The following is a 25,884-nucleotide window of genomic DNA, read 5'->3' as shown; positions in this document are numbered from 1 at the left end:
ACGGCTCCAAATCCGCCGCCGTCATGCCCCCTTGTCCACCGGACACCCGGGACGACGGCCGCCCAAGGCCACCACTACGCCGAGAGGCGCCCGGCGGAGCGGAACGCGGACCGCCCCGCCCCGCCGGATACCGTCAAGGAGTGACCAACCAGCCCCACCCCCAGTCCCCTGCGCCCGAGCTCTTCACCTGGGAGTTCGCCGCCGACCCCTACCCCGCCTACGCCTGGCTACGCGAGCACGCCCCCGTGCACAGGACGAAACTCCCCAGCGGTGTGGAGGCCTGGCTGGTCACCCGTTACGCCGATGCCAAGCAGGCCCTCGCCGACCAGCGGCTCAGCAAGAACCCGGCACATCACGACGAGCCCGCGCACGCCAAGGGCAAGACCGGCATCCCCGGCGAGCGCAAGGCCGAGCTGATGACGCACCTCCTCAACATCGACCCGCCGGATCACACCCGGCTGCGTCGGCTCGTCTCCAAGGCCTTCACACCCCGGCGCGTCGCCGAGTTCGCGCCACGGGTCCAGGAACTCACCGATCACCTCATCGACCAGTTCGCCGACAGGGGAGAGGCCGACCTCATCCACGAGTTCGCCTTCCCGCTCCCCATCTACGCCATCTGCGACATGCTCGGCGTTCCCCGCGAGGACCAGGACGACTTCCGGGACTGGGCCGGCATGATGATCCGGCACGGCGGGGGGCCGAGGGGCGGGGTCGCCCGGTCCGTGAAGAAGATGCGCGGCTACCTCGCCGACCTCATCCATCGCAAGCGCGAGGCGCTCTCCTTGGAGCCCTCCCCCGGCGAGGACCTCATCTCCGGGCTCATCCGCGCCTCGGACCACGGTGAGCACCTCACCGAGAACGAGGCCGCCGCCATGGCCTTCATCCTGCTCTTCGCCGGGTTCGAGACCACGGTCAACCTGATCGGCAACGGGACGTACGCCCTCCTCACCCACCCCGAGCAGCGTGCTCGCCTGGAGAGGTCCCTCGCCGCAGGCGAACGCGGCCTTCTGGAGACCGGTGTCGAGGAACTCCTGCGCTACGACGGCCCGGTGGAACTGGCCACATGGCGGTTCGCCACGCAGCCGCTCGCCATCGGCGGGCAGGACATCGCTCCCGGCGACCCCGTCCTCGTCGTCCTCGCCGCCGCGGACCGGGATCCGCAGCGGTTCGCCGAGCCCGACGTCCTCGATCTCTCCCGCCGTGACAACCAGCACCTCGGCTACGGGCACGGCATCCACTACTGCCTCGGCGCACCGCTGGCCCGTCTGGAGGGACAGACCGCGCTCGCCACGCTGCTCACCCGTCTCCCCGATCTGCAACTTGCGGCGGATCTGGCCGATTTGCGCTGGCGCGGAGGGCTCATTATGCGTGGATTGCGCACACTTCCCGTGAAGTTCACGCCCGTTCCGGGACAAGGTACCCAACGTCCCTCCTGACGGTCCGGAAGGAAACGGCGAACGGGCCGACGGTCACAAAAAGGTGACCATCACTCAGCTCTGTGATCTTCACGTGATCTACGCTGCATTAACTTGTGACAAGCGTTCGACTGCGACTACGTTCACGCAGCAGCGCGGTGGTTCGCCACAGCCGCCGCGTGGGTCACTGCTGTCGTGTGAAAGGCAACCGCATGCTCTCCGGGAACGGTCGTCACCGTCGCCCCCGCCAGGCCCCGGCTCTCCTCGTCGCGGCAGGAGTTACCGGGTCGGCGATCGCCATCCCGCTCCTCGGCGCCACGGGCGCGAGCGCGGCCAGCGGCACCACCTGGGATCAGGTGGCGGAGTGCGAGAGCGGCGGGTCCTGGAGCGCCGACACCGGAAACGGCAGCTACGGCGGACTCCAGCTGACGCAGGAGGAGTGGGACAAGTACGGCGGCCTCGACTACGCACCCCGTGCCGACCAGGCCAGCCGCTCGCAGCAGATCGCCGTCGCCGAGACGATCCTCGCCGCCAGGGGCGTGTCGGCCTGGGCCTCGTGTGGCCCCCGCGTCGGCCTGGGTCAGGACACCAGGGCCGCCAACGTCGACACGGGTCTCGCCGGTGACTCGGTCGGCAGCGGCTCTGTGTCGGACTTCGGCGTCGACCGTGGCCTGTCCGAATCATCTCAGTCGCCCCAATCGTCTGAGTCGTCCGCATCCGTCAAGTCTTCGAAGGGTTCGGATTCTTCGACCTCTTCGTCGCCTTCTTCCTCTTCATCCCCGTCCTCGAAGTCGACCGACGACTCGACCAAGGGCAGCAAGGGCGACACCGGCGCGAGCGACTCGCAGACTTCGGGTGACCCGACCGGGGCCGCGACGAATGGGGACGACTCGGGCAATTCCGGTCGGAGTGACGCCTCTTCGGGTGCGGGTGCGGGTGAGGCCTCCGGTGGTGGCCGTCATCGTGGCGACAGCGCCGACGAGGATGCCGTGGAGGGTCGTACGGGCGATGCGTCCGGTCGGCACGCCTCGCGTGACTCCGCCGACGCGCGCGACGCCGTCGACGGCTCGTACACCGTCCGTTCCGGAGACAGCCTGTGCGGCATCGCCGACTCCCTTGACCTCACGGGCGGGTGGCGCGCTCTGTACGACGCGAACAAGACGACGGTCGGTGCCGATCCCGACCTCATCGTCCCCGGTCAGAGCCTTGTGCTCGATGTCGAGCCGACCGGAACGGGGTCCTGAACTACCCCCTCACCGACGAGAGTTCACGCCCTATTTCATGCCGAATGTCCGGTTTGGTGAGAGTGAGAGATGGGTCTCATAAGCCCTGATCCTCTTTGAAATTCGGCGGATCGGCTGCTTACGGTCATGACCGCTCGCCACAGCGGGCCCCGACGGTCGCAACGCCGAATCCTGCCAGCGGCCGTACGGGAACAGTCGTCGCGTCAAGCGCCGTAGGCAGGAGCGGGGGACCCAAGGTAAGTGCCGCGCCCGGGAGTTGACCGGGAGCGGCTTGGGGTGAAGCCGCGCACCCACCAGTGCGCGGCCGGGCAACTCAACCGGCCCGAACCCGACAGCTCACCTCGCAGGCGTCGGTGAGGGGATCGAACCATGCTGTGTTCCGGCAACGGCAAGCACCGCCGCTCGTCCAAGGCCACTCGTGTCATCGCGCTCGCCGGCGTCACCGGCGCCGCCATCGCCGCCCCGCTGATGGCGGCCGGCAACGCCTCCGCCGCCACCGCCGCCCAGTGGGACGCCGTCGCCCAGTGCGAGTCCGGCGGCAACTGGTCCATCAACACCGGCAACGGCTTCTACGGTGGCCTGCAGTTCACCAACTCCACCTGGGCCGCCTTCGGTGGCACCGCCTACGCTTCGCGCGCCGACCTGGCCACCAAGGCGCAGCAGATAGCCATCGCCGAGAAGGTCCTCGCGGGCCAGGGCAAGGGCGCCTGGCCGGTCTGCGGCAAGGGCCTGACCAGCGCTCCGTACAACGGCGCCGCCGCCTCCACCTCGACGAGCACCTCCAAGAGCAGCTCGTCGAGCAGCTCGAAGACCACCACCCGCTCGACCGAGACGAAGCCGGCCTCCCGTTCGGCCGAGCGTCCGGCCGCCCAGAAGACCGTCACCACCCCGGCCGGTCAGAAGGTCGAGAAGGGCGACGGCGAGTACAAGGTCGTCAAGGGCGACACCCTCAGCGGGATCGCCGCGAAGCACGACGTCCAGGGCGGCTGGAAGAAGCTGTTCGAGCTGAACAAGGACATCGTCAAGGACGCCGACCTCATCTACCCGGGCCAGCAGCTGCACCTCAAGTGACACCTGGCCCGTAGCCGAACCACAGCGCTCTCCCATCCCCGGTCTCCATGGTGGAGGCCTCGTGAGGGCCCGCCCCCGTCCCCACGGGCTCCCCGCCCCGGTGCGTATTCCCCCGTACGCACCGGGGCGGGGCTTTTCGCTTCCGCGCCGCGCGCGATTCACCCGCCCTTTGTTCCGGTCTGAAACAATGGGTACTGTCATCACCGCGTCCACGGGACGGTCGGTCGGCTGGCCGACGGCCCCGAGGCGGATAGGCTCTAGTCGCAAGGTGCGCCCGCACTCTCAGCGTCACATCCCAGAAGGAGATGCTCGTGCCGTCCATCGACGTCGTCGTAGCCCGGGAAATCCTGGACTCCCGAGGCAACCCCACGGTCGAGGTCGAGGTCGGCCTCGACGACGGCAGCACCGGTCGTGCCGCCGTCCCGTCCGGCGCCTCCACCGGCGCCTTCGAGGCCATCGAGCTCCGCGACGGTGACCCCAACCGCTACCAGGGCAAGGGTGTCGAGAAGGCCGTCCTCGCCGTCATCGAGCAGATCGGCCCGGAGCTGGTCGGTTACGACGCCACCGAGCAGCGCCTGATCGACCAGGCGATGTTCGACCTGGACGCCACCGACAACAAGGGCTCCCTCGGCGCCAACGCCATCCTCGGCGTCTCCCTCGCCGTCGCCCACGCCGCCTCCGAGGCCAGCGACCTTCCCCTCTTCCGCTACCTGGGCGGCCCGAACGCGCACCTGCTGCCGGTGCCGATGATGAACATCCTGAACGGCGGCTCGCACGCCGACTCCAACGTGGACATCCAGGAGTTCATGATCGCCCCGATCGGCGCGGAGTCCTTCTCCGAGGCGCTGCGCTGGGGCACCGAGGTCTACCACACCCTCAAGGCCGTCCTGAAGTCCAAGGGCCTGTCCACCGGCCTCGGCGACGAGGGCGGCTTCGCCCCGAACCTGGGCTCCAACCGCGAGGCCCTCGACCTCATCCTCGAGGCCATCAAGCAGGCCGGGTACGTCCCCGGTGAGCAGATCGCCCTCGCGCTCGACGTTGCCGCCTCCGAGTTCTACAAGGAGGGCAAGTACCTCTTCGAGGGCAAGGAGCGCTCCGCCGCCGAGATGACGGAGTACTACGAGGAGCTCGTGGCGGCCTACCCGCTCGTCTCCATCGAGGACCCGCTGTTCGAGGACGACTGGGCCGGCTGGAAGGTCATCACCGACAAGCTCGGTGACAAGGTCCAGCTGGTCGGCGACGACCTGTTCGTCACCAACCCGGAGCGCCTGGCCCGCGGCATCGAGGAGGGCACCGCCAACGCCCTGCTCGTGAAGGTGAACCAGATCGGTTCGCTCACCGAGACCCTCGACGCCGTCGAGCTGGCCCAGCGCAACGGCTTCAAGTGCATGATGTCCCACCGCTCCGGCGAGACCGAGGACGTGACCATCGCCGACCTGGCCGTCGCCACCAACTGCGGCCAGATCAAGACCGGCGCCCCGGCCCGCTCCGAGCGCGTCGCCAAGTACAACCAGCTGCTGCGCATCGAGGAGATCCTCGACGACGCCGCGGTGTACGCCGGCCGCAGCGCGTTCCCGCGCTTCAAGGGCTGAGCGGGCAGGGCAACGCCTTAGCCAGTCGTCCGTACGTCCCCGTACTCGGTCCCGTACCGTGTGCGGGGACGTACGCACGTGTGGAGGGGAGGCGGGAGACATGGCCGTGAAGGACCGCGACCGGTTCTCCACAGCGACCAGGCTGCGGCTGTTCGGCGAGCAGACGGCGGCCCGGGTCTACCGCTCCCAGACCAAGCGGCAGGCCCGCCGCTCCCGGCTCACCGGCCGGGCCGCCCTGCTCGCGCTCGTCCTGTGCTCGCTGATCGTGGCGCTGGCGTACCCGATAAGGCAGTACGTCTCCCAGCGCGCCGATATCGCCGACCTGGAACGGCAGCAGGAGCAGGCCCGCCAGCGGGTGGAACAGTTGCGCGACCTCAAGGCGCGCTGGCAGGACGACGCGTACGCGGAGCAGCAGATCCGGCAGCGGCTGCACTATGTGATGCCGGGAGAGACCGGCTACATCGTCGTCGACCCGGAGGCGGCCAAGCAGTCGCGCACGAGCCTGACGACGGCCGCGCGCCCCTGGTACGCCAACATCTGGGACGGGGTCGACAGGGCCGACAGGGCCGACCGGTCCGACAGGGCCGACAGTTCCGACAGGGCCGACCAGTGAACCGATGAGCCGCCGTGAACCGAACCGCCGCCGTGAACCGATGAATCGGTGACCGGACGAATCGGCGCACCAACGAGAAAGACAGCCATGGAAACGCCCCCGCCGCCCACCCCGCACACCGAGCCTACGGACGCGGACGTCGAGGCCTTCAAGCAGCAGCTCGGCCGGCCGCCGCGCGGTCTGCGCGCCATCGCGCACCGCTGCCCGTGCGGGCAGCCCGACGTCGTCGAGACGGCGCCGCGGCTGCCGGACGGGACCCCCTTCCCGACGCTCTACTACCTGACGTGCCCCCGCGCCGCCTCGGCGATCGGCACGCTGGAGGCGAACGGCGTGATGAAGGAGATGACGGCCCGGCTCGCGGAGGACCCCGAGCTGGCGGCCTCCTACCGGGCCGCCCACGAGGACTACATCCGGCGCCGGGACGAGATCGAGGAGCTCAAGGGCTTCCCGAGCGCGGGCGGCATGCCGGACCGCGTGAAGTGCCTGCACGTGCTCGTGGCGCACTCCCTGGCCGCGGGTCCGGGCGTCAATCCGCTCGGCGACGAGGCGCTCGCGATGCTGCCGGAGTGGTGGCGCAAGGGGTCCTGTGTGACGCTCGCGGGGCCGCCGTCCGGTGACGAGTGGCAGGCCGAGACGTCGGAATCCGGCTGGTTCGCCGCCAAGCCCGTCGACGAGTCGGCCACCGAGCCCGTCGGTTCCGAGGGGGACGACAAGTGACGCGTGTCGCCGCCGTCGACTGCGGTACGAACTCCATCCGGCTCCTGGTCGCGGACGCCGACCCAGCGACCGGTGAACTCGTCGAACTGGACCGGCGGATGATCATCGTCCGGCTCGGACAGGGCGTGGACCGGACCGGGCGGCTGGCGCCGGAGGCCCTTGAGCGCACGTTCGCCGCGTGCCGGGAGTACGCCGAGATCATCAAGGAGCACGGCGCGGAGCGGGTCCGTTTCGTCGCCACCTCCGCCTCCCGTGACGCCGAGAACCGGGACGATTTCGTCCGCGGGGTGCTGGAGATCCTCGGCGTCGAACCCGAGGTCATCTCGGGCGACCAGGAGGCGGAGTTCTCCTTCACGGGTGCGACCAAGGAGCTGATGGGCCGCGAGGACCTGTCCACGCCGTATCTGGTCGTGGACATCGGCGGCGGGTCCACGGAGTTCGTCGTGGGAGAGGGCCATGTGCGGGCCGCCCGGTCCGTCGACATCGGCTGCGTCCGTATGACCGAGCGCCACCTGGTGCGCGACGGGGTCGTCAGCGACCCGCCCACTGAGGAGCAGATCGCGGCCATACGGTCCGACATCGAGGCCGCGCTGGACCTGGTGGAGCAGACCGTGCCGCTGCCCGAGGCGCACACGCTGGTCGGGCTCGCCGGCTCGGTCACCACCGTCTCGGCGATCGCCCAGGAACTCCCGGAGTACGACTCCACGAGGATCCACCACTCCCGGATCTCCCACGACCGCGTCCGGGAGATCACCGAGTGGCTGCTGAGGTCCACTCATGCCGAGCGCGCGGCGATTCCCTCCATGCACCCGGGGCGCGTGGACGTCATCGGAGCGGGTGCCCTCGTGCTGCTGGCGATCATGGAGCGGATCGGGGCCGACGAGGTCGTGGTGAGCGAGCACGACATCCTCGACGGCATCGCCTGGTCGATCGCCTAGGTTCTGGAGACCGGCTTCCGACGGATCTGGAGACCGGCTTCCGAGGGAGGTTCGGGAGGGCTCCGGCGGGGATTTTGCTACCCGCCGGCAGCCTCTCCTGAGCAGGTCGGATAACGTATGAGCGCGCCTGAGGGGGTCTTGAGGGCCCCTCGGTGATGCGCCGCCGGAAAACTTCGTGAAGTTCTTCACAAGGAAAACGGCCCTGCTGAGCGACGTTTGGGCCCACCAGGGCCATTCGGGGGGCCCAAGGGGTCGCCCGAGGTGCTCCTGCGGGCGTTCCGGAGGGGGTCGCAGCGGTCGGGCGCGGAGACCGACATGTGGCCTCCGAATGCCCGGACGGGCAGCTCACGCGGCCTTGACAACGGTCGGCCCTACACGGTGGTTCCCCTGTCGCGCCATGACCTCCGTCACGTGGGCGGCGGAGTGTAGCAGACACCCCCTCGAAGCTTGTGAAGGGGCGCACGAGCGACCCCCCAGGGGCGGGTGGATACTCGATGGCATGAGCACCACGGAGCGTCCCAGGATCCTCGTAGTAGGCGGTGGGTACGTAGGCCTGTACGCAGCTCGCCGCATTCTCAAGAAGATGCGCTACGGCGAGGCGACCGTCACGGTCGTCGACCCGCGCTCGTACATGACCTACCAGCCCTTCCTCCCCGAAGCCGCCGCCGGCAGCATCTCCCCCCGGCACGTCGTCGTACCGCTGCGACGCGTGCTGCCGAAGGCGGAGGTCCTCACCGGCCGGGTCACCACCATCGACCAGGACCGCAAGGTCGCCACGATCGCCCCGCTGGTCGGCGAGGCGTACGAGCTGCCTTTCGACTACCTCGTCGTCGCGCTCGGCGCGGTCTCCCGCACCTTCCCGATCCCCGGCCTCGCCGAGCAGGGCATCGGCATGAAGGGCATCGAGGAGTCCATCGGCCTGCGCAACCACGTTCTTGAGCAGCTCGACAAGGCCGACTCCACGACCGACGAGGAGATCCGCCGCAAGGCGCTCACCTTCGTCTTCATCGGCGGTGGCTTCGCCGGTGCGGAGACCATCGGCGAGGTCGAGGACATGGCCCGGGACGCGGCCAAGTACTACAAGAACGTGTCCCGCGAGGACATGCGCTTCATCCTCGTCGACGCCGCCGACAAGATCCTTCCCGAGGTCGGTCCCAAGCTCGGCCAGTACGGCAAGGAGCACCTTGAGGGCCGCGGGGTCGAGATCTACCTCTCCACCTCCATGGAGTCCTGCGTCGACGGCCACGTGGTGCTCAAGAACGGCCTTGAGGTCGACTCCAACACGATCGTGTGGACGGCGGGTGTGAAGCCCAACCCGGCCCTCGCCCGCTACGGTCTCCCGCTCGGCCCGCGCGGCCACGTGGACACCGCGGCCACGCTTCAGGTCCAGGGCACGGACTACATCTGGGCCGCGGGCGACAACGCCCAGGTGCCGGACATGGCCGCCCGCAAGGCCGGCGTCGAGAACGCCTGGTGCCCGCCGAACGCGCAGCACGCGCTGCGTCAGGCCAAGGTGCTCGGCGACAACGTGGTCTCCGGTATGCGGGGCTTCCCGCAGAAGGAGTACTCGCACGCCAACAAGGGCGCGGTGGCGGGCCTCGGTCTCCACAAGGGCGTCGCGATGATCGTCATGGGCAAGATGAAGATCAAGCTCAAGGGCCGTCTCGCCTGGTACATGCACCGTGGCTACCACGGTATGGCGATGCCGACGTGGAACCGGAAGATCCGGATCTTCGCCGACTGGACGCTCGGCATGTTCCTCAAGCGCGAGGTCGTCTCGCTCGGCGCGATCGAGTCGCCGCGCGAGGAGTTCTACGAGGCCGCGAAGCCGGCGCCGGTCGCTGCCGCGAGCAAGGTGGAAGAGAAGGCCAAGGCCTCCTGACCGCTTGACCTCTTGACCTGATCGAGGGCCTCCCGCCATCCGTGGTGCGGGAGGCCTTCGGCGTTGGGCGAGTTTCCGGGGGCTGCCGCCCCCGGACCCCGCTGTCGGCCTTGACGGCCTCGTCCTCACGGACGGGCTGATGAATCAGCCCCTCCGGCGTTCGCGGAGCGGGGTCCGGGCGCCGAGTTCCCATGGCGTGTACAGGCATTTTGCTCAGCCGTAACGCCAACGGGGGACTGCGGCTCGGCCCCGCAGGTGTTTACGTGGTGTTGGACATTCCGGGATCCCCGTCACGGAGGTGTGCGCCATGGCCGACGCCGCGCTGCGGCTGAAGAACCTCGTCGAACAGTTGCTGGCAGCCCCGCTCCCGCTGCGCTTGCGGGCCTGGGACGGTTCGGAGGCCGGCCCGCCCGGCGCCCCCGCCCTGGTCGTGCGCAACCGTCGCGCGTTGCGCCGTCTGCTGTGGAAACCGGGCGAGTTGGGCCTCGCCCGCGCCTGGGTCGCAGGCGACCTGGGCATCGAGGGCGACCTCTACACCGCCCTCGACCTCCTCGCCGGCCTGATCTGGGAGCGCGGGGACGACGCCCGCACCCTCGCCCAGGCGCTCCGTGACCCGGCCTTCCGCGCCGCCGTCCGCGGACTGGCCAAGCTGGCCGGCCCCTTCCCGCCGCCCCCACCGCCCCGCGAGGAGGCCCGCAAGCTCCGAGGCCACCTCCACACCCGGCACAGCGACAGACGCGCCGTCAGCCACCACTACGACGTCGGGAACGACTTCTACGAGATCGTCCTGGGCCCGTCCATGGTGTATTCGTGCGCCTACTGGGACTCACCGGACGGCACCCTTGAGGACGCCCAGCGCGACAAGCTCGAACTCGTCTGCCGCAAGCTCGGCCTGAAACCCGGTCAGCGCCTCCTGGACGTCGGCTGCGGCTGGGGCTCCATGGCCATTCATGCGGCCCGCGAGCACGGCGTGAGCGTCGTCGGCATCACCCTCTCCCAGGAGCAGGCCGCGTACGCCCGCAAGCGGGTCGCCGACGAGGGACTGACGGACAGGGTCGAGATCCGGGTGCAGGACTACCGGGACGTGACCGACGGCCCGTACGACGCCATCTCCTCCATCGGCATGGCCGAACACGTCGGCTCCGAGCGGTACCTGGAGTACGCCCGCGCTCTCCTCGCCCTGCTGAAGCCCGGCGGGCGGCTGCTCAACCACCAGATCGGACGGCGGCCCCAGCGGGACGAAACCACGTACTCCGTCGACGCGTTCATCGACGCCTACGTCTTCCCGGACGGCGAACTCGCCCCCCTCGGCACCACGGTGACGCAGCTGGAGCGCGCCGGGTTCGAGGTCCGCGACGTCGAGTCCCTTCGCGAGCACTACGCCCTCACCCTGCGCCAGTGGGTCACCAACCTGGAGGAGCAGTGGGAGCGGGCGCAGCGCCTCACCGGTCCCGGCCGTGCCCGCGTCTGGCGTCTCTACATGGCCGCCTCGGCCCTCGCCTTCGAACGCAACCGCATCGGCGTCAACCAGGTCCTCGCGGTGCGGACGCCGGAGCCGGGTGCGTCCGGGCTGCCGCTCAGGGCGCGTACCTGGAACTGACGGGCCCATGACGAGGGGCCCCGTCCGCGGTGGACGGGGCCCCTCGCCGCAGGTACCGGTGGGGACTACTCCGACTTGATCGCGGCCAGCATGTTCAGACGAGCCGCCCGCCGGGCCGGCCACAGGGCCGCCAGCACGCCCACAGCGGCCGCCAGCAGCAGGAAGACCGCCATCCGGCCCCACGGCAGGATGAGCGCGTAGGTGTCCAGGGAACTGCCGATCAGCTCGCCGGCCGCCCAGCCGAAGAACACGCCCAGGCCGATGCCCAGCACTCCGCCGAAGAGCGAGATGACCAGCGACTCCAGACGGACCATCCGCTTGATGCCACCGCGCTCCAGACCGATCGCGCGCAGCATCCCGATCTCCTGCGAACGCTCGAATACGGACATGGCGAGGGTGTTGATGACGCCGAGGACCGCGACGATGACGGCCATCGCCAGCAGCCCGTAGAGCATGTTGAGCATCAGGGTGAAGATCTGCGCGATGTCGTTGGAGATTTCCTGCTTGTCCTGGACCCTGATCGCCGGGTTGTCGCCCAGCGCCTTCTCCAGCCGGTCCTTCGTCGCGTCGCTCGCGCCGCCCGAGGTCTTCACCATGACCCGCATGTCGGCGGGCTCGGACGACGTCCGATGCGGCGCCAGGGTCGTGTTGTCCAGCAGGATGCCCCGGATCAGCTCGTTGCCCTCGTAGACGGCGGAGACCGTCAGCCCCTGCTTCTTGCCGTCCTCGTACGAGACCGTGAACCGCGAACCGGCCTTCCAGCCGTGGTCCTTGGCGGTCTTGTCGTCCACCACGACGTCCGTGCCGCCGACCTTGAAGGACCCCTGGTCGACCTTGAGGTTGGTGAGCTTGCCGATCGCGGAGCCGTTGACCCCGGTCAGGGACTCGGTGGTGTCGTCGATGCGCGCGGGCGCGTCGCGCAGCGGACTCGTGGCGGTGACGCCGTCCGCCGCGGCGAGCTTCGTGTCGACGTCGGCGGAGAGCGGGTTGCCGTTCGCCATCGACACCACGTAGTCCGCCTTCAGCGCGGAGGTGGCCATCTTGTCGATCGCCTGCTGCACACTGCCCGCGATCACCGTCAGACCGGTGATCAGGGTCAGGCCGATCATCAGCGCGGAGGCGGTGGCGGCGGTGCGGCGTGGGTTGCGCACGGAGTTCTGCCGGGCCAGCTTGCCGCTGATGCCGAAGACGCGCAGGACGGGCGCGCCCGCGGCGATCAGCGGGCGGGACAGCAGCGGGGTGAGCACGAAGACACCGATCACCAGCAGGGCCGCACCGAGGCCCATCGGCAGCTGTCCGTCGCTGGCGGTCTTCGCCTGGCTGCCGACGAGTACGGCGGCGACGCCCGCGCCCGAGAGCAGCGCGCCGAGGGTGTTGCGCAGCACCAGCGACCTGGTGGTGGCCGGGGCGTGGACGCTGCTCATCGCCGCGACCGGCGGGATCTTCGCGGCGCGCCGGCCCGGCAGCCAGGCGGCCAGCATGGTGACCAGGATGCCGACGCCCAGGGCGGCGGCGACCGTGCCGGGCGTGATGACCAGCGGACCGGCGGGCACGGGAGCACCCAGCGTGCCGACCAGGGCGCGCATTCCGGCGCCGATGCCGACGCCGACGGCGAGACCGGTGACGGCCGCGACCGCGCCGACCACGGCCGCCTCCAGCAGCACCGAGCGGGTGACCTGGCGGCGCGAGGCGCCGACCGCGCGCATCAGGGCCAGTTCCCTGGTGCGCTGGGCGACCAGCATGGTGAAGGTGTTGGCGATGATGAACACGCCGACGAACAGGGCGATTCCGGCGAAGACCAGCAGCATCGTCCGCATCGAGCTCATGCCCTCGGAGATCCGCTGGGCCTGGTCGTCGGCGAGCTGCTGACCGGTGGTCAGGGACCCGGTGTCCTTGGGAACCACCTTCTCCAGTTCCGCCCGCAGCGCGTCCTGGCTGGTGCCGGCCGCCGCCTTCACGTCGATCTCGTCGTACGCGCCCTCCCGGTGGAACAGCTTCTGCGCGGTCTTCGTGTCGAACAGCGCGAGGCTGCCGCCGGCCGCGACGTTGCCGTCGTCCGTGGTGAAGATCCCGGTGATCTTCGGAGTCAGCACCGGGCCGTCCACGGACAGCCGCAGGGTGTCTCCGACCTCGTAGCCCGCCCGCCCGGCGGTGTCGGCGTCGAGTGCGATCTCGTTCTCGCCCTGAGGCGCGCGGCCGCTCTTGAGGGGGTAGCGCGGGTCCTTGGCGCCCCAGTAGTTGCCGCCCTCGGACTGGAAGCCGTCGCCGATGAGCTTGCCGTCCTTGCCGGCGAGGGCGGTGAAGCCGTTCACGACACCGATGGCCGAGTCGGCGCCCGGGGCCTTCGCCACCTTGTCCAGCAGCGCCTGGGTGAGTTCCGGGCTCTTGCCGATCTTGTCACCCACGTCCTGGGCGATCCCGGGCTCGATGGCGACGTCGACGTGGTCGAACCCCTTCGCGGAGCTCTTCTTGAAGGCGTCGGAGATGGTGTTGGTGAAGACCAGGGTCCCCGACACGAAGGCCACGCCGAGCATCACGGCGAGCACGGTCATGAGGAGCCTGGCCTTGTGCGCGAGTACGTTGCGCAGGGCGGTACGGAACATGTGTCTGTCCAAGGGCTGGATGTCTGATTTTTCAGCCCGTCCGGCGTTTGAGGACAAGGCCGTTAGGCCGAAGCGGGGGTCTGGGGGGCGCAGCCCCCCAGGTACGGGACGGGTAGGGGCTGCGGGGGCGAAAACCCAGATGGGGCCGGGGGTGGAGCCCCAGGGGCCCGGGGCCCGGCCCCGCCGGGTTCAGCTCGTACGGCCCTTCGCGTCGAACCGCTTCATCCGGTCCAACACCGCGTCAGCCGACGGCTCGTACACCTCGTCCACGATCCGGCCGTCCGCCAGGAAGATCACCCGGTCCGCGTACGCCGCCGCGACCGGGTCGTGGGTGACCATCACCACCGTCTGCCCCAACTCCCGTACGGAGTTGCGCAGAAAGCCCAGCACCTCCGCGCCCGACCGCGAGTCCAGGTTCCCGGTCGGCTCGTCGCCGAAGATGATGTCCGGCTTGGACGCCAGCGCCCGCGCCACCGCGACACGCTGCTGCTGGCCGCCGGACAGCTGCGAGGGCCGGTGGCTCAGCCGATCCGCCAGGCCGACCATCTGGATCACCGTGTCCAGCCACGCCAGGTCCGGCTTGCGGCCCGCGATGTCCATCGGCAGCGTGATGTTCTCCAACGCGGTCAGCGTCGGCAGCAGGTTGAACGCCTGGAAGATGAAGCCGATCTTGTCGCGGCGCAACCTGGTGAGCTGCTTGTCCTTCAGCGAGCCCAGTTCGACGTCACCGATGCGGACGGAACCCGACGAGAAGGAGTCGAGCCCGGCGACGCAGTGCATCAGGGTCGACTTGCCGGAGCCCGAGGGCCCCATGATCGCCGTGAACTGGGCCTGCTGGAAGTCGACGGTGACCCGGTCCAGGGCCACCACCTGGGTCTCGCCCTGACCGTAGACCTTCGACAGATCCGTGGCGCGGGCGGCCACCGCGGTGGTCCGGTCGGCGAGGGGGGTGCTGGTCACGGGAGGGAACTCCTGTCGGACGAGGTCGGTCGAGGGGACGTGTTCCATCGTCGCGGCCGATCGGTGTCGTGTAGTCAGCCGTTGTTCCGGTTCCCGGGGCAGCCTCGAGTCGGACCGCTGCCCGCCGTGTCATACCTGGGGATGACGCCGGCCCCTGACACCGCCCCTGGGGCGTCCGTCGACCGGAAAGCGGTTGCTCACGTCAGTGGAAGCGCTCCCATCGCCCTCCTTCGGGGCGGTGAAATTCCGTCATTCCGCATGCGCGCGCGACGGCCGCCCGAAAGGCTATTGGCAAGTGCGGATGGCCCGTACCGAGTGCTGATGCACCCTCAGACGTCAATAAAATAAGACAACATCGCATCGCCCATCCGCTGTTCGGGGGATGCGTCCCGATAGGCTCGGAACGCTCGATGCGGAGCCCATTGGCCTGCCCGGATGGTGGAATGCAGACACGGCGAGCTTAAACCTCGCTGCCCCTCGCGGGCGTACCGGTTCGAGTCCGGTTCCGGGCACATCCGCGCATAGATGCACGCTCCTTGAGGGCGCCTCGTATGCGCCCCCTCCTCTGTCGACCCGCGGCTTATGGGGACGGCCGTTGACAGCGCGTCCCCGCGGTCGCACACTCACCTCGGAGAATGGTGAAAGAAATTTCACCAGACGAACAGCAGGGCGAGCAAGAGGAACCGAGCAAGGCGACATCCTGGCCGCGGCCGCTGCCGGGGATCGCGCGAGCGAGAAGGGGCGTCGGGATGCGTACCACCGTCGGCATCATCGGAGCGGGGCCCGCCGGGCTGCTGCTGGCGCGGCTGCTGCACAACGCGGGCATCGACTCGGTCGTGCTGGAGAGCCGCGACCGGGCCTATGTGGAGCAGCGTCAGCGGGCCGGGATCCTGGAGCAGGGGACCGTCGACGTGCTGCGGGCCGCGGGGGCCGGCGAGCGCATGGACCGCGAGGGCCTGCGGCACGACGGGATCGAGCTGCGCTTCGCGCGCCGCCGCCATCGCGTCGACTTCCCCGCGCTCACCGGCGGCAGCTCCGTGATGGTGTACGCCCAGACCGAGGTCTGCAAGGACCTCATCGCACTCCAGCTCAAGGAGGGCGGGCCGCTGCTCTTCGAGGCGGAGGCGCTCGCCGTCGAGGACGCGACCACCGACCGGCCCAAGGTGCGCTTTCGGCACGAGGGTCGCGAGGAGGTGCTGGAGTGCGACTACGTCGTCGGGTGCGACGGCTTCTGGGGGGTGTCGCGGAAGGCGGTGCCCGCCGAGCTGTCCCGCGTCTTCGAACGTACGTACCCCTTCGGCTGGCTGGGCATCCTCGCCGACGTCGCGCCCTCGCACGACGAACTCGTCTACGCCCGCCACGAACGCGGCTTCGCCCTGCTGAGCATGCGGTCCCCGGCTGTTTCCCGTCTCTACCTCCAGGTGCCGGACGGAACGGACGCCGAGGAATGGGCCGACGAGCAGATCTGGGACGAGCTGGAGCGGCGCTTCGAGACCGCCGACGGCTGGACGCTCGCCCGTGGGCCCATCACCTCCAAGTCCGTGACACCGATGCGCAGTTACGTCCACGAGCCGATGCGCCACGGACGGCTGTTCCTCGCCGGGGACGCCGCCCACATCGTGCCGCCCACCGGTGCCAAGGGACTCAACCTCGCCGTCGGGGACGTCGTCACCTTCGCGCGGGCGCTGACGCACGAGCGGGAGACGGGGTCGAGCGAGCGGCTCGACGCGTACTCCGAGACCTGTCTGCGCCGCGTCTGGCAGGCCGAACGGTTCTCGTACGAGATGACCACCCTGCTCCACCGCGCCCCGGACGCCACGCCGTTCGACGACCGGATCCAACTGGCCCGGCTGGAGCGGCTCACCACCTCGCGTGCCGCCGAGACCGACCTCGCCGACGGCTACACCGGCTTTCCGCTGGAGTGAGCCGTCCGGGTGAAGGGGCCGGGAACAGCACCCGAACGGCTCATCCGGTGGATCAGTGGCCGGTCTCGACCGTGTACCGGGTTGGTCATGGATGGGGCGGCTCCTCCCCGGGAATCACTCGCACGCGTAGCGTGTTGCGCGCAAGGACGAGGGAAAGATCCTCCCCAAGCATTAGGGTCAATCCTTTGCCTACCTATTACTCTTGAGGCCAAGGCCACGCAGGGTGGCCATGGAGGAGTGAAATGAGGAGCAGCAACCCGGTCTTCTCGCGACGGGGGTTCAGCCGCGACAACGGCTACGCGGGCTTCAACACCGCGCCGCAGGCCGGGGGAGCCGCCGTCGGCACGCAGGGCAGCCCGTACGCCCAGGGCAACCCCTACGCGCAGAACCCTTACGCCCAGAACCCGTACGACCAGCAGACGCAGTACGGCGCACCGCCGCAGGCCCCGGCCACCACCGGCCGGATGACGATGGACGACGTCGTCATGCGCTCGGCGATGACGCTCGGCACGGTCGCCGTGGGCGCGATCCTCGCCTGGGCCCTGCTGCCGGTCTCGTCCACCAGCTACGGCCTCGCGATCGGCTCCGCGCTGGTCGCGTTCGTCCTGGCGATGGTGCAGTCCTTCAAGCGCACCGCCTCGCCGGCGCTGATCCTGGGGTACGCCGCCTTCGAAGGCGTCTTCCTCGGCGTCGTCAGCGAGATGTACAACTCGCAGTGGAGCGGCGCGCCCTTCCAGGCCGTGCTCGGCACCATGGCGGTCTCCGGCGCCACCCTGCTCGTCTACAAGGCGGGCTGGATCCGTGTGACCGCGCGCTACGCCCGGATCGGCATGGCCATCGCCATCGCCTTCGTCCTGGTCATGGCGGTCAACCTGCTGCTGGTCGCCTTCGGCGTCGCCGAGGACGGCGGGCTGCGCAGCATGGGCCCGCTGGGCGCGATCGTAGGCGTCATCGCGATCCTGCTCGGCGCGTTCTTCCTGACCCTCGACTTCAAGCAGATCGAGGACGGCATCGCGTACGGCGCGCCGCGCGAGGAGGCCTGGCTGGCGGCGTTCGGCCTGACCATGACCCTCGTGTGGATCTACGTAGAGATGCTGCGACTGGTCGCGATCTTCAGCAGCAACGACTGACCGTCGGCCTCAGGGCTGCGAGTCGGCCTCAGGGCTGCGAGTCGGCCCCAGGGCCGTGAGCCGACCTCAGGGCTGTGAAGGGCCCGCGAACCCCCTCGCCGGGGTTCGCGGGCCCTTCGTCGTGCGGATGCCTGGTCGGGGATGCGGTGCGGTGGTGCGCGCTCAGAGCAGTTTGCGCGCGGCCCTCCTCAGGTCGTACTCGTGAATGATCGCCTTGGCGTGGCCGTACGCGAGGTCGTACTCGTGCCGGAGCCAGCTGAGCTTCTCCTCGAAGCAGAGAGCGGGGCCTTCGTCGACGGTGCGCAGCCAGTCGGAAACCTCACGACCGGTGCAGTGGGGGATGCGGGCGAGCAGATTGCGATGGGTCTCCTCGGAGAAGACTTGGGACATCGGCGCCTCCGGACGCACTCGATGAAGCCGGTCCTTCAGGTCACCGTGCCTGAGCGTTCGCCTGTTGGCAACAGTCGTGCCACGACGCGTAGTCTCGCGGCGTGCTTGATACGACGCCTTTGACCCGGGCCGTGGATCACTTCGCCGACCGGCTGCGGGCCGCTCCGCAGAGCCGGCTCCAGCGGAGCGCGGCGGCCGAGGCACTCGCTCTGGCCAGGGAGTTGGCACGGCGGGCCCAGCTCCTGGAGGACCCCTCGGCCGAACCCCGCGAAATGCCGGACGCGGGCATGTTCGCGGCCGCCGACCAGATCACGGTGGCCGGGCACGACCTGGCCCTCGTCCTGCGGAGCGAGGCGGAGCTCGCTCAGGCCGTGGCGCTCGTGGAGGAGGCGCAGAAACGGGCCGGGGTGTGACCCCCGGCCGACGAGGGGCCGCGCCGGAGGCGGCCGCTGCGGCCGACAGGGGCTGCCGTGGCGGTCACAGGGATGCGATGACCCGGTCGGCCAGGATGTACACGGTCTCGTCGCCGCACGTGAACGTCAGGGCGTAAGCGCCCGAGACGCCCGAGCCGCCGAGCAGGACCGGGGCGTGGCCGGCGCTCAGGGCCGAGGCCAGGCGCTCCGCGGTCTCACGGTGGCCCGGGGTCATGCACAGCGTGGTGCCGTCGGCGAAGACGTAGACGTCGAGGGTGCCCAGCGGGCCCGGGCGAACGTCGGCGAGCTCGGTGCGTGCGGCGGCCAGTTCCTCGAGGCAGGCGACCGTGCGCTCGTGGTCGTTCACGACGGGTGACGCGACCGGTACGAAGTCGGGGTGCGAGGGGTGGCGGCGGCGGGCGGCGGCCAGCTCGGGAGAGTCTCCGGCGAACTCGTTCTCGTCGGAGGTGGGCTCGGCCACCGGCTCCAGGCTGTCGTGCTCAAGGCCCGCGAAGTCCGACTGGCGGGGCAGGAACAGGTCGTTGTCGGGCAGGCCGAGCAGGGTGGGCGCGTCGGCTATGTCACGGGCCTCCTGGGCGGCCCAGAAGGCGCGCGCCTCGGCCAGCTCACGCTCCCGCTCCTCGGCGAGCGCGTCGGACACGGCGGCGCGTATCTCCTCCGCGTCGGCGGTGGAACGGGCGGCGGGCACCAGCCCGCGCGCCTGCGCGGCGCGGCTCTCCGCGAGCTCGGTGCGCAGCGTGGCGACCTGCCGGCCCAGTGCCCGCACGGCGCACAGGACGGCGACACCCACGCCCGCGGTGGCGGACGTGGTGAGCAGCAGAGCAATCGGCATGGCGCTCACTGACGTACTCCCGGTTCAAAGTCGACCCCCGACTTCCTACATCAGCTTGAAGGGTGGACTAACCAACTGTCAGTGCGTAACGTCACGAAACGGACAGGAATGCACCCTCGGGAGCCCCCTGAACCATCTCTGACCTGCGCCAATCCCCCTGGAGGGGAGATAGGTCACATCCTGGGGGAGATTGGATCACAAAACGGCCCGAAGCCCTGGGGATCCCAGGGGATCCCCAGGGGATCCGGCGGACATGGGGGCTCCAGGCCGCTGTGCGCGAGTGGGGTGCGGTCAGCTGAGGCGCTCGATGACCATGGCCATGCCCTGGCCGCCGCCGACGCACATCGTCTCCAGGCCGAACTGCTTGTCGTGCCACTGGAGGGAGTTGATCAGCGTGCCGGTGATGCGGGCGCCGGTCATGCCGAAGGGGTGGCCGACGGCGATGGCGCCGCCGTTGACGTTCAGCTTGTCCAGCGGGATGCCCAGGTCGCGGTAGGAGGGGATCACCTGGGCGGCGAAGGCCTCGTTGATCTCGACGAGGTCGATGTCGTCGATGGTGAGGCCGGCGCGCCGCAGAGCCTGCTTACTGGCCTCGACGGGGCCGTACCCCATGATCTCGGGCGACAGTCCGGAGACGCCGGTGGACACGATTCGCGCGAGCGGCGTGAGACCCAGCTCCCGGGCCTTGGTGTCGCTCATGATGACCAGGGCGGCGGCGCCGTCGTTGAGGGGGCAGCAGTTGCCGGCGGTGACGCGGCCGTCGGGACGGAAGACGGGCTTGAGCCCGGCCACGCCCTCCAGGGTCACCCCGGCCCGCGGCCCGTCGTCCTTGCTCACGACCGTGCCGTCCGGGAGGGTCACCGGGGTGATCTCGCGCTCCCAGAAGCCCTTGGCGATGGCCTGCTCGGCGAGGTTCTGCGAGCGGACGCCGAACTCGTCCATCTCCTCGCGGGTGACGCCCTTGAGCCGGGCGAGGTTCTCCGCGGTCTGGCCCATCGCGATGTACGGGTCGGGGAGCAGACCGTCCTCGCGCGGGTCGTGCCAGTCCGCGCCCTCGGACGCGGCGACGGCGGCGGTACGGGCCTCGGCGTCGGCGAAGAGGGGGTTGTGGGTGTCCGGGAGGCCGTCGGAGGTGCCCTTGACGCTGCGGCTCACCATCTCGACGCCCGCGGAGATGAAGACGTCACCCTCGCCGGCCTTGATGGCGTGCAGGGCCATGCGGGAGGTCTGGAGGGAGGAGGAGCAGTAGCGGGTGATGGTGCAACCGGGAAGGTGGTCCATCCCCATCTGCACGGCGACGATACGGCCGAGGTTGTGGCCCTGCTCGCCGCCGGGGAGGCCGCAGCCGAGCATCAGGTCGTCGATGTCCTTCGGGTCAAGGGCGGGGACCTTGTCGAGGGCGGCCTGGATGATCGTGGCGGTGAGGTCGTCCGGGCGGAGGTCCTTCAGGGAGCCCTTGAAGGCGCGGCCGATCGGGGAGCGGGCGGTCGAGACGATCACGGCTTCGGGCATCACGGCTCCATTGCACGAGGGAGGGCAGGGCTGTGGGGGAAGTTACCCGTACGTACCGTGGAGGTCACGGCTGTTGGAGTGTGACTCGGGCCGCACTTTCCAAGCGCTTGCTTTTCGGCCGGGGCTTCAGGCCTGGCCCATGGGGTTTTCGCCCCCGCCGCCCCTACCCTTCCCGTCCCTGGGGGCTGCCGCCCCCAGACCCCCGCTGTCGGCCTTGACGGCCTCGTCCTCAAGCTCCCCCAAGCTCTTCGAGCAGGGGGGACCCCCAGACGGGCTGATAAATCAGCCCCTCCGGCGTTTGAGGAGCGGGGGTCCCGGGGGCGAGGAACCCCTGGTCAGCTCGTGGGTTCCGTGGCGGGTGTCGGGTTGACGTCCGGCGTGGGCAGACGACGACGGCGCCTGCGCTTGAGGAGCGCCCACGGACCCCGCGGCCCCGTCGGCATGGCGGCCGTGACCTCCGTACCCGCCTCCGACGCGGCCTCGGCCGCCGCACGCGCGACCGGCAGGAAGCCCTCGCGGCGGGACGCGTCCGGACGTTCCTCTTCCGCCGGCCACAGGCCCAGGGTCGCGCAGACCGTCGGCAGGACGGCCATCGCAGCGGTGGCGTACCCCTCCGCCGAGGGGTGGTAGTTGTCGGGGCCGAACAGCTCCCGCGGGTTCGCCTCGAACTCAGGACCCAGCAGGTCGCCCAGCGACACCGTGCGGCCGCCCTGTTCGACGACTCCGATCGTCTGGGCGGCCGCCAGTTGGCGGGAGGCCCGGCGGGCCAGCCACCGCAACGGTTGTTGCACCGGCTCGATCGTGCCCAGGTCCGGGCAGGTGCCGACCACCACTTCCGCGCCCGCCGTGCGCAGCCGGCGTACCGCCGCCGCCAGGTGGCGCACCGAGCGCGTCGGCGGCATCCGGTGCGTCACGTCGTTCGCGCCGATCATGATCACGCAGACGTCGGGGAACCGGTCCTGGTCCTCCAGCGCCAACGCCACCTGGCGGTCCAGATCGTCCGACTGCGCCCCCGGAAGGGCCACGATGCGCAGCTCCACCGGGCGCTCGGCCACCGCGGCCAGCCCCGACGCCAGCAGCGCCCCCGGCGTCTCGCGGGAGCGGTGCACACCCTGCCCGGCGGCCGTGGAGTCACCGAGCATCATCAGCCTCAGCGGCGGTCCGTCCAGGGCGGCATACCCGCGTCCATACAGGCCCTCCGCGCTCGGCGGGTGCGGGCTGTGCCCGTTCCCCACGTGGCGCTTGGCCAGTTGCACCTCGGCCAGCAGCACCCCGACGGCGGCCGCACCGACCAGTCCGATCCCGCCGCCGCCGTACGCCGCGCCCGCCGCGATGCGCCGGGCCACCCTCGCTCTGGACATGCTCGACATGCGTTGCCGCCACCTCCTCGTAGCCGTACATCCACTGCTTGCCCCGTACTCCCCGTCGTCCAATCTCAACTGTGCGTGAACGCCCGGGACGGCCCGCGACTTGCGGACCGTCCGGACGCGGGAGCGCTTACCCTGGCGGAACCATTACGACCACTTTTTATGCAGCAACCGGAGACAACGGTGCGATTCCACGACTCGATGATCAGCCTGGTCGGCAACACCCCGCTGGTGAGGCTCAACCACGTGACCGCCGGCATCCAGGCGACCGTTCTGGCGAAGGTCGAGTACTTCAACCCCGGCGGCTCCGTGAAGGACCGCATCGCCCTGCGCATGATCGAGGCGGCCGAGCAGAGCGGCGAGCTCAAGCCCGGCGGCACGATCGTCGAGCCGACCAGCGGGAACACGGGGGTCGGCCTCGCCATCGTGGCCCAGCAGAAGGGCTACAAGTGCATCTTCGTGTGCCCTGACAAGGTCTCCACCGACAAGATCAACGTGCTGCGCGCGTACGGTGCCGAGGTGGTCGTGTGCCCGACGGCCGTGGCCCCCGAGCACCCGGACTCGTACTACAACGTCTCCGACCGGCTGGTGCGCGAGACCCCCGGTGCCTGGAAGCCCGACCAGTACTCCAACCCCAACAACCCTCTTTCGCACTATCACTCGACCGGCCCCGAGCTGTGGGAGCAGACGGAGGGGAGGATCACCCACTTCGTCGCCGGCGTCGGCACCGGCGGGACCATCTCCGGCACCGGCCGCTACCTGAAGGAGGCCAGCGAGGGGCGCGTCCAGGTCATCGGCGCCGACCCCGAGGGGTCCGTGTACTCCGGCGGGTCCGGGCGGCCGTACCTCGTCGAGGGCGTCGGTGAGGACTTCTGGCCGACCGCGTACGACCGGACCGTCGCCGACGAGATCGTCGCCGTGTCCGACAAGGACTCCTTCCAGATGACCCGGCGCCTGGCGAAGGAAGAGGGCCTGCTGGTCGGCGGCTCCTGCGGTATGGCCGTCGTCGCCGCGCTGCGGGTCGCCGAGCGGCTCGGGCCGGACGACGTCGTCGTCGTGCTGCTGCCCGACAGCGGCCGTGGCTACCTCAGCAAGATCTTCAACGACGAGTGGATGGCCGACTACGGCTTCCTGGAGGACGCCGGTCCGAGCGCCCGTGTCGCGGACGTGCTCAGCGACAAGGAAGGCGGCTCCATCCCCTCCCTCGTCCACATGCACCCCGACGAGACGGTCGGCCAGGCGATCGAGGTGCTGCGCGAGTACGGCGTCTCGCAGATGCCGATCGTCAAGCCCGGCGCGGGGCACCCGGACGTGATGGCCGCCGAGGTCGTGGGATCAGTCGTCGAGCGCGAGCTGCTGGACGCCCTGTTCACCCAGCGCGCCTCGCTCGACGACCCGCTGGAGAAGCACATGTCCGCGCCGCTGCCGCAGGTCGGCTCCGGCGAGCCGGTCGGGGACCTGATGTCCGTGCTCGGTACGGCCGACGCGGCGATCGTCCTCGTGGAGGGCAAGCCGACCGGAGTGGTCAGCCGGCAGGACCTGCTGGCCTTCCTGGCCAAGGGCGGGAAGCAGTAGGAAACACCTGCTGAACTGCCCGTGTCGGCGGCGAACCTGCGGTTGCGCACCGAAATGGTGGACTTCGCAGAAGTGGTACGAGCGTGTCACGTCCACGCAGCACCCGCTTAACACGGGTCCGGCACATTAGTGGGTGTCGGCAGGGCGGGAGCGGCTCCCCGCCCCGGCCGGCAACCAAAACGGCGCCAAGGACCTCCGGAGCGGCTCCCGGACCTCCATGGACGCCACGGACGCGCAAGCCCGGCCCTGACCCGGCCCGCGTCCCTCGCGGGGACCGCCGTCGTCCCGCCCCCCGGCAACGGGGGTGCGGCGGTCCCCGCGCATACCTCTTTGCAGTGCCCTTTCAGCGGGCGTGAGCCGATTCCCAACTGCCCAGCAGCGCCAGCCGTTCCGCCGTCTCCGAGCCCGGCTCCGGGGTATAGACCACGATCGTCTGCTCCGGGTCCGCCGGGACGGTCAGCGTCTCGTACGGGAGGGTCAGCAGGCCCGCCACCGGGTGCCGTACCTTCTTCACGCCGTACGCGCACTCCTTGACCTGGTGGTCGGCCCACAGGCGGCGGAAGTCCTCGCTCTTGAGGGAGAGTTCGCCGACCAGCGCGCACAGCTCGCGATCGTCGGTGTACACGCCCGCGCTGATGCGCAGGTTGGCCACAGTCTGGGCGGCCACCGCCGCCCACTCCGGGTAGAAGTCCCGGGCGGCGGGGTCGAGGAAGACCTGGCGGGGCATGTTGCGCGCGCCCGGTGCCATGCGGCTGAAGCCGCTCACCGCGTCGCCGAGCGCGTTCCACGCGAGCACATCCATGCGGCGGCCCAGCACGAACGCGGGCGTCCGCTCCATGGTGTCCAGCAGGAGTTGCACGCCGGGGCGGACGCGGGGCGCGGCCGGGCGGCGCTCGCGACGGCTGCGGGGCCGGGCGACCGTACGCAGATACGCGTGTTCCGTCTCGTCCATCCGCAGCACCCGTGCGATCGCGTCGAGGACGGCGTCCGACACACTCTGACCCCTGCCCTGTTCGAGGCGGATGTAGTAGTCGACGCTCACACCCGCCAACTGGGCCACCTCCTCGCGGCGCAGGCCGGGCACGCGGCGCCGCCCGTGCGAGGGCAGCCCCACCTCCTCCGGCTGGATGCGGGCGCGGCGCGAGCGCAGGAAGTCTCCGAGATCCCCGTCCATGGGTTCGATCGTAGGGGAGGGGCGGTCTCCCAACCTGGTACTGGCAGACCCAGGAAAAGCGCATCCCTGGGTAGCGGCGGCACGGGCGGCGAGGGTGGTGCGTGCCGCCGGGGAGACGCCCCGGCCGTCACCCAGGGAGTCCTTCATGTCGTACGAGAAACTGGCCGGCCGCACCGCCGTCGTCACCGGAGCCGCCAGCGGGATCGGCGAGGCCGTCGCCGTGGTGCTCGCGGCGCAGGGGGCGCGGGTGGCGTTGCTCGCCCGGCGCGCGGACCGGCTGGAGGCGGTCGCCGGGAAGATACGGGCCGACGGGGGCCAGGCCCTCGCGGTCGTCGCCGACGTCACCGACGACGCGTCGGTCGAGGCCGCGGTGGCCCGGATCCACGAGGCCTACGGAGCCGTCGACCTGGTCGTCAACAACGCCGGCGTCATGCTGCCCAACCCGGTCGACGAGGGCCGCCTCGACGAGTGGCAGCGGATGCTCGACACCAATGTGACCGGAGTGCTGCGGGTCGTCCGCGCCTTCACCGCCGACCTGGTGGCGGCAGCCGCCGAGGGACGTACGGCGGACCTGGTGAACATCTCCTCCATCGGCGCGCACATCACGTTCCCCAACTACGCGGTGTACGGGGCGACCAAGGCCGCCGTCACCTATCTCTCGCAGTCGCTGCGCACCGAGTTCGGGCCGCGGGACGTCCGTGTCACCAACGTCGAGCCGGGGCTGACCGACAGCGAACTGGGCAGTCACATCGACAACGCGGAGCTCGCGCAGCAGCTGGACGGCATGTTCGGGGCACTGGGCCCGCTGGCCTGCGAGGACATCGCCGACCTGGTGGCCTATGTGACGAGCCGGCCCCGGCACGTCAACCTGCGGCAGGTCATCGCGCTGCCGACCCGGCAGGCGTGACCC

The 25,884-nt window shown here is 70.2% G+C and carries 21 protein-coding genes, 1 tRNA gene and 1 riboswitch; of the genes, 15 read left to right on the top strand and 7 right to left on the bottom strand.

Annotated elements, in window-relative coordinates; translation table 11 throughout:
• The first annotated feature begins 140 nt into the window (after positions 1-140).
• The 9 genes from Q2K21_RS32035 to Q2K21_RS31995 all read left to right on the top strand — a co-directional run bounded on the left by Q2K21_RS32035 (position 141) and on the right by Q2K21_RS31995 (position 11,072).
• Positions 141-1,436, top strand: a complete 1,296-nt coding sequence (locus Q2K21_RS32035) for a cytochrome P450 family protein (protein ID WP_310778346.1) — start codon at positions 141-143, stop codon at positions 1,434-1,436.
• Between the two features lie 191 nt (positions 1,437-1,627).
• Positions 1,628-2,659 carry a LysM peptidoglycan-binding domain-containing protein gene (locus Q2K21_RS32030; protein ID WP_310778344.1) on the top strand — a complete coding sequence of 344 codons (1,032 nt, stop codon included), beginning with the start codon at positions 1,628-1,630 and terminating at the stop codon, positions 2,657-2,659.
• Between the two features lie 198 nt (positions 2,660-2,857).
• Positions 2,858-3,024: riboswitch (cyclic di-AMP (ydaO/yuaA leader) on the top strand.
• Positions 3,025-3,028: 4 nt separating this feature from the next.
• The gene (locus Q2K21_RS32025) at positions 3,029-3,730 is read left to right on the top strand and encodes a transglycosylase family protein (protein WP_310778341.1); all 702 of its coding nucleotides are present in this window, start codon (positions 3,029-3,031) and stop codon (positions 3,728-3,730) included.
• Between the two features lie 305 nt (positions 3,731-4,035).
• Positions 4,036-5,322 (top strand): phosphopyruvate hydratase, encoded by a 1,287-nt coding sequence (eno, locus tag Q2K21_RS32020; RefSeq protein ID WP_310778338.1) that lies wholly within the window; start codon positions 4,036-4,038, stop codon positions 5,320-5,322.
• Positions 5,323-5,422: 100 nt separating this feature from the next.
• Entirely contained in the window at positions 5,423-5,935 is a 513-nt protein-coding gene (locus tag Q2K21_RS32015; protein ID WP_310778335.1) for an FtsB family cell division protein, read from the top strand.
• A gap of 87 nt (positions 5,936-6,022) precedes the next feature.
• Positions 6,023-6,652, top strand: a complete 630-nt coding sequence (locus Q2K21_RS32010) for a DUF501 domain-containing protein (protein ID WP_310778332.1) — start codon at positions 6,023-6,025, stop codon at positions 6,650-6,652.
• Positions 6,649-7,590, top strand: coding sequence for a Ppx/GppA phosphatase family protein (locus Q2K21_RS32005; RefSeq protein WP_310778330.1), 942 nt, complete (start codon positions 6,649-6,651; stop codon positions 7,588-7,590). Before Q2K21_RS32010 ends, Q2K21_RS32005 begins: the two co-directional genes overlap by 4 nt.
• A 499-nt stretch (positions 7,591-8,089) precedes the next feature.
• Complete coding sequence (locus Q2K21_RS32000) at positions 8,090-9,472, top strand: NAD(P)/FAD-dependent oxidoreductase (protein WP_310778327.1); 1,383 nt, start codon at positions 8,090-8,092, stop codon at positions 9,470-9,472.
• A gap of 307 nt (positions 9,473-9,779) precedes the next feature.
• Positions 9,780-11,072 carry a cyclopropane-fatty-acyl-phospholipid synthase family protein gene (locus tag Q2K21_RS31995; protein WP_310778324.1) on the top strand — a complete coding sequence of 431 codons (1,293 nt, stop codon included), beginning with the start codon at positions 9,780-9,782 and terminating at the stop codon, positions 11,070-11,072.
• A 65-nt stretch (positions 11,073-11,137) separates the two neighbouring features.
• Here the strand turns inward: Q2K21_RS31995 and Q2K21_RS31990 are convergent, their stop codons facing one another.
• Positions 11,138-13,675: an ABC transporter permease gene (locus Q2K21_RS31990; RefSeq protein ID WP_310778321.1), complete on the bottom strand. Its 2,538-nt coding sequence runs from the start codon at positions 13,673-13,675 to the stop codon at positions 11,138-11,140.
• Between the two features lie 189 nt (positions 13,676-13,864).
• Entirely contained in the window at positions 13,865-14,635 is a 771-nt protein-coding gene (locus Q2K21_RS31985; RefSeq protein ID WP_310778318.1) for an ABC transporter ATP-binding protein, read from the bottom strand.
• Between the two features lie 429 nt (positions 14,636-15,064).
• On the opposite strand from Q2K21_RS31985, the gene Q2K21_RS31980 reads away from it, so the two are divergent.
• From Q2K21_RS31980 to Q2K21_RS31970, 3 genes are all read left to right on the top strand, one after another.
• A tRNA-Leu gene (locus Q2K21_RS31980) sits at positions 15,065-15,147 on the top strand.
• A 237-nt stretch (positions 15,148-15,384) separates the two neighbouring features.
• On the top strand, positions 15,385-16,560 hold the full coding sequence (locus Q2K21_RS31975; RefSeq protein ID WP_310778315.1) for a 4-hydroxybenzoate 3-monooxygenase: 1,176 nt from the start codon (positions 15,385-15,387) through the stop codon (positions 16,558-16,560).
• Positions 16,561-16,802: 242 nt separating this feature from the next.
• Positions 16,803-17,690, top strand: coding sequence for a Bax inhibitor-1/YccA family protein (locus tag Q2K21_RS31970; protein WP_310778310.1), 888 nt, complete (start codon positions 16,803-16,805; stop codon positions 17,688-17,690).
• A 162-nt stretch (positions 17,691-17,852) separates the two neighbouring features.
• Here the strand turns inward: Q2K21_RS31970 and Q2K21_RS31965 are convergent, their stop codons facing one another.
• The gene (locus Q2K21_RS31965; RefSeq protein WP_310778308.1) at positions 17,853-18,080 is read right to left on the bottom strand and encodes a DUF4287 domain-containing protein; all 228 of its coding nucleotides are present in this window, start codon (positions 18,078-18,080) and stop codon (positions 17,853-17,855) included.
• 101 nt (positions 18,081-18,181) lie between these two features.
• Here Q2K21_RS31965 and Q2K21_RS31960 point away from each other — a divergent pair, with 101 nt between their 5' ends.
• Entirely contained in the window at positions 18,182-18,493 is a 312-nt protein-coding gene (locus Q2K21_RS31960) for a hypothetical protein (protein ID WP_310778305.1), read from the top strand.
• Positions 18,494-18,557: 64 nt separating this feature from the next.
• Here Q2K21_RS31960 and Q2K21_RS31955 read toward each other — a convergent pair whose 3' ends face one another.
• The 3 genes from Q2K21_RS31955 to Q2K21_RS31945 form a co-directional block, all read right to left on the bottom strand.
• A complete protein-coding gene (locus Q2K21_RS31955; RefSeq protein WP_310778302.1) occupies positions 18,558-19,346 on the bottom strand; it encodes a hypothetical protein in 789 nt (262 codons plus the stop codon).
• A gap of 291 nt (positions 19,347-19,637) precedes the next feature.
• Positions 19,638-20,858 (bottom strand): acetyl-CoA C-acetyltransferase, encoded by a 1,221-nt coding sequence (locus Q2K21_RS31950; protein ID WP_310778299.1) that lies wholly within the window; start codon positions 20,856-20,858, stop codon positions 19,638-19,640.
• 335 nt (positions 20,859-21,193) lie between these two features.
• A complete protein-coding gene (locus tag Q2K21_RS31945) occupies positions 21,194-22,228 on the bottom strand; it encodes an SGNH/GDSL hydrolase family protein (RefSeq protein WP_310778296.1) in 1,035 nt (344 codons plus the stop codon).
• A 180-nt stretch (positions 22,229-22,408) separates the two neighbouring features.
• On the opposite strand from Q2K21_RS31945, the gene Q2K21_RS31940 reads away from it, so the two are divergent.
• Entirely contained in the window at positions 22,409-23,800 is a 1,392-nt protein-coding gene (locus Q2K21_RS31940) for a cystathionine beta-synthase (RefSeq protein WP_310778293.1), read from the top strand.
• Between the two features lie 343 nt (positions 23,801-24,143).
• Here Q2K21_RS31940 and Q2K21_RS31935 read toward each other — a convergent pair whose 3' ends face one another.
• Complete coding sequence (locus Q2K21_RS31935; RefSeq protein WP_310778289.1) at positions 24,144-24,974, bottom strand: helix-turn-helix transcriptional regulator; 831 nt, start codon at positions 24,972-24,974, stop codon at positions 24,144-24,146.
• Between the two features lie 145 nt (positions 24,975-25,119).
• Between Q2K21_RS31935 and Q2K21_RS31930 the strand changes: the two genes are divergently transcribed.
• Positions 25,120-25,881, top strand: coding sequence for an SDR family oxidoreductase (locus tag Q2K21_RS31930; protein WP_310778286.1), 762 nt, complete (start codon positions 25,120-25,122; stop codon positions 25,879-25,881).
• Positions 25,882-25,884 lie beyond the last annotated feature (3 nt).

It is taken from the genome of Streptomyces sp. CGMCC 4.7035 (assembly GCF_031583065.1).
Lineage (GTDB): Bacteria > Actinomycetota > Actinomycetes > Streptomycetales > Streptomycetaceae > Streptomyces > Streptomyces yaanensis.
The sequence above is the reverse complement of the archived record's forward strand: the minus strand, read 5'-3'. Positions and strand labels throughout refer to the sequence as shown.

What these genes read in the sequence shown, in the direction of transcription:
- eno (WP_310778338.1), top strand. Translation starts at nt 4,036, where the DNA reads ATGCTCGTGCCGTCCATCGACGTCGTCGTAGCCCGGGAAATCCTGGAC.
- Q2K21_RS31955 (WP_310778302.1), bottom strand. Translation starts at nt 19,346, where the DNA reads ATGCCGATTGCTCTGCTGCTCACCACGTCCGCCACCGCGGGCGTGGGT.
- Q2K21_RS32030 (WP_310778344.1), top strand. Translation starts at nt 1,628, where the DNA reads ATGCTCTCCGGGAACGGTCGTCACCGTCGCCCCCGCCAGGCCCCGGCT.
- Q2K21_RS32015 (WP_310778335.1), top strand. Translation starts at nt 5,423, where the DNA reads ATGGCCGTGAAGGACCGCGACCGGTTCTCCACAGCGACCAGGCTGCGG.
- Q2K21_RS31995 (WP_310778324.1), top strand. Translation starts at nt 9,780, where the DNA reads ATGGCCGACGCCGCGCTGCGGCTGAAGAACCTCGTCGAACAGTTGCTG.
- Q2K21_RS31965 (WP_310778308.1), bottom strand. Translation starts at nt 18,080, where the DNA reads ATGTCCCAAGTCTTCTCCGAGGAGACCCATCGCAATCTGCTCGCCCGC.
- Q2K21_RS31950 (WP_310778299.1), bottom strand. Translation starts at nt 20,858, where the DNA reads ATGCCCGAAGCCGTGATCGTCTCGACCGCCCGCTCCCCGATCGGCCGC.
- Q2K21_RS31975 (WP_310778315.1), top strand. Translation starts at nt 15,385, where the DNA reads ATGCGTACCACCGTCGGCATCATCGGAGCGGGGCCCGCCGGGCTGCTG.
- Q2K21_RS31990 (WP_310778321.1), bottom strand. Translation starts at nt 13,675, where the DNA reads ATGTTCCGTACCGCCCTGCGCAACGTACTCGCGCACAAGGCCAGGCTC.
- Q2K21_RS31970 (WP_310778310.1), top strand. Translation starts at nt 16,803, where the DNA reads ATGAGGAGCAGCAACCCGGTCTTCTCGCGACGGGGGTTCAGCCGCGAC.
- Q2K21_RS31945 (WP_310778296.1), bottom strand. Translation starts at nt 22,228, where the DNA reads ATGTCGAGCATGTCCAGAGCGAGGGTGGCCCGGCGCATCGCGGCGGGC.
- Q2K21_RS32025 (WP_310778341.1), top strand. Translation starts at nt 3,029, where the DNA reads ATGCTGTGTTCCGGCAACGGCAAGCACCGCCGCTCGTCCAAGGCCACT.
- Q2K21_RS32000 (WP_310778327.1), top strand. Translation starts at nt 8,090, where the DNA reads ATGAGCACCACGGAGCGTCCCAGGATCCTCGTAGTAGGCGGTGGGTAC.
- Q2K21_RS31935 (WP_310778289.1), bottom strand. Translation starts at nt 24,974, where the DNA reads ATGGACGGGGATCTCGGAGACTTCCTGCGCTCGCGCCGCGCCCGCATC.
- Q2K21_RS32010 (WP_310778332.1), top strand. Translation starts at nt 6,023, where the DNA reads ATGGAAACGCCCCCGCCGCCCACCCCGCACACCGAGCCTACGGACGCG.
- Q2K21_RS31930 (WP_310778286.1), top strand. Translation starts at nt 25,120, where the DNA reads ATGTCGTACGAGAAACTGGCCGGCCGCACCGCCGTCGTCACCGGAGCC.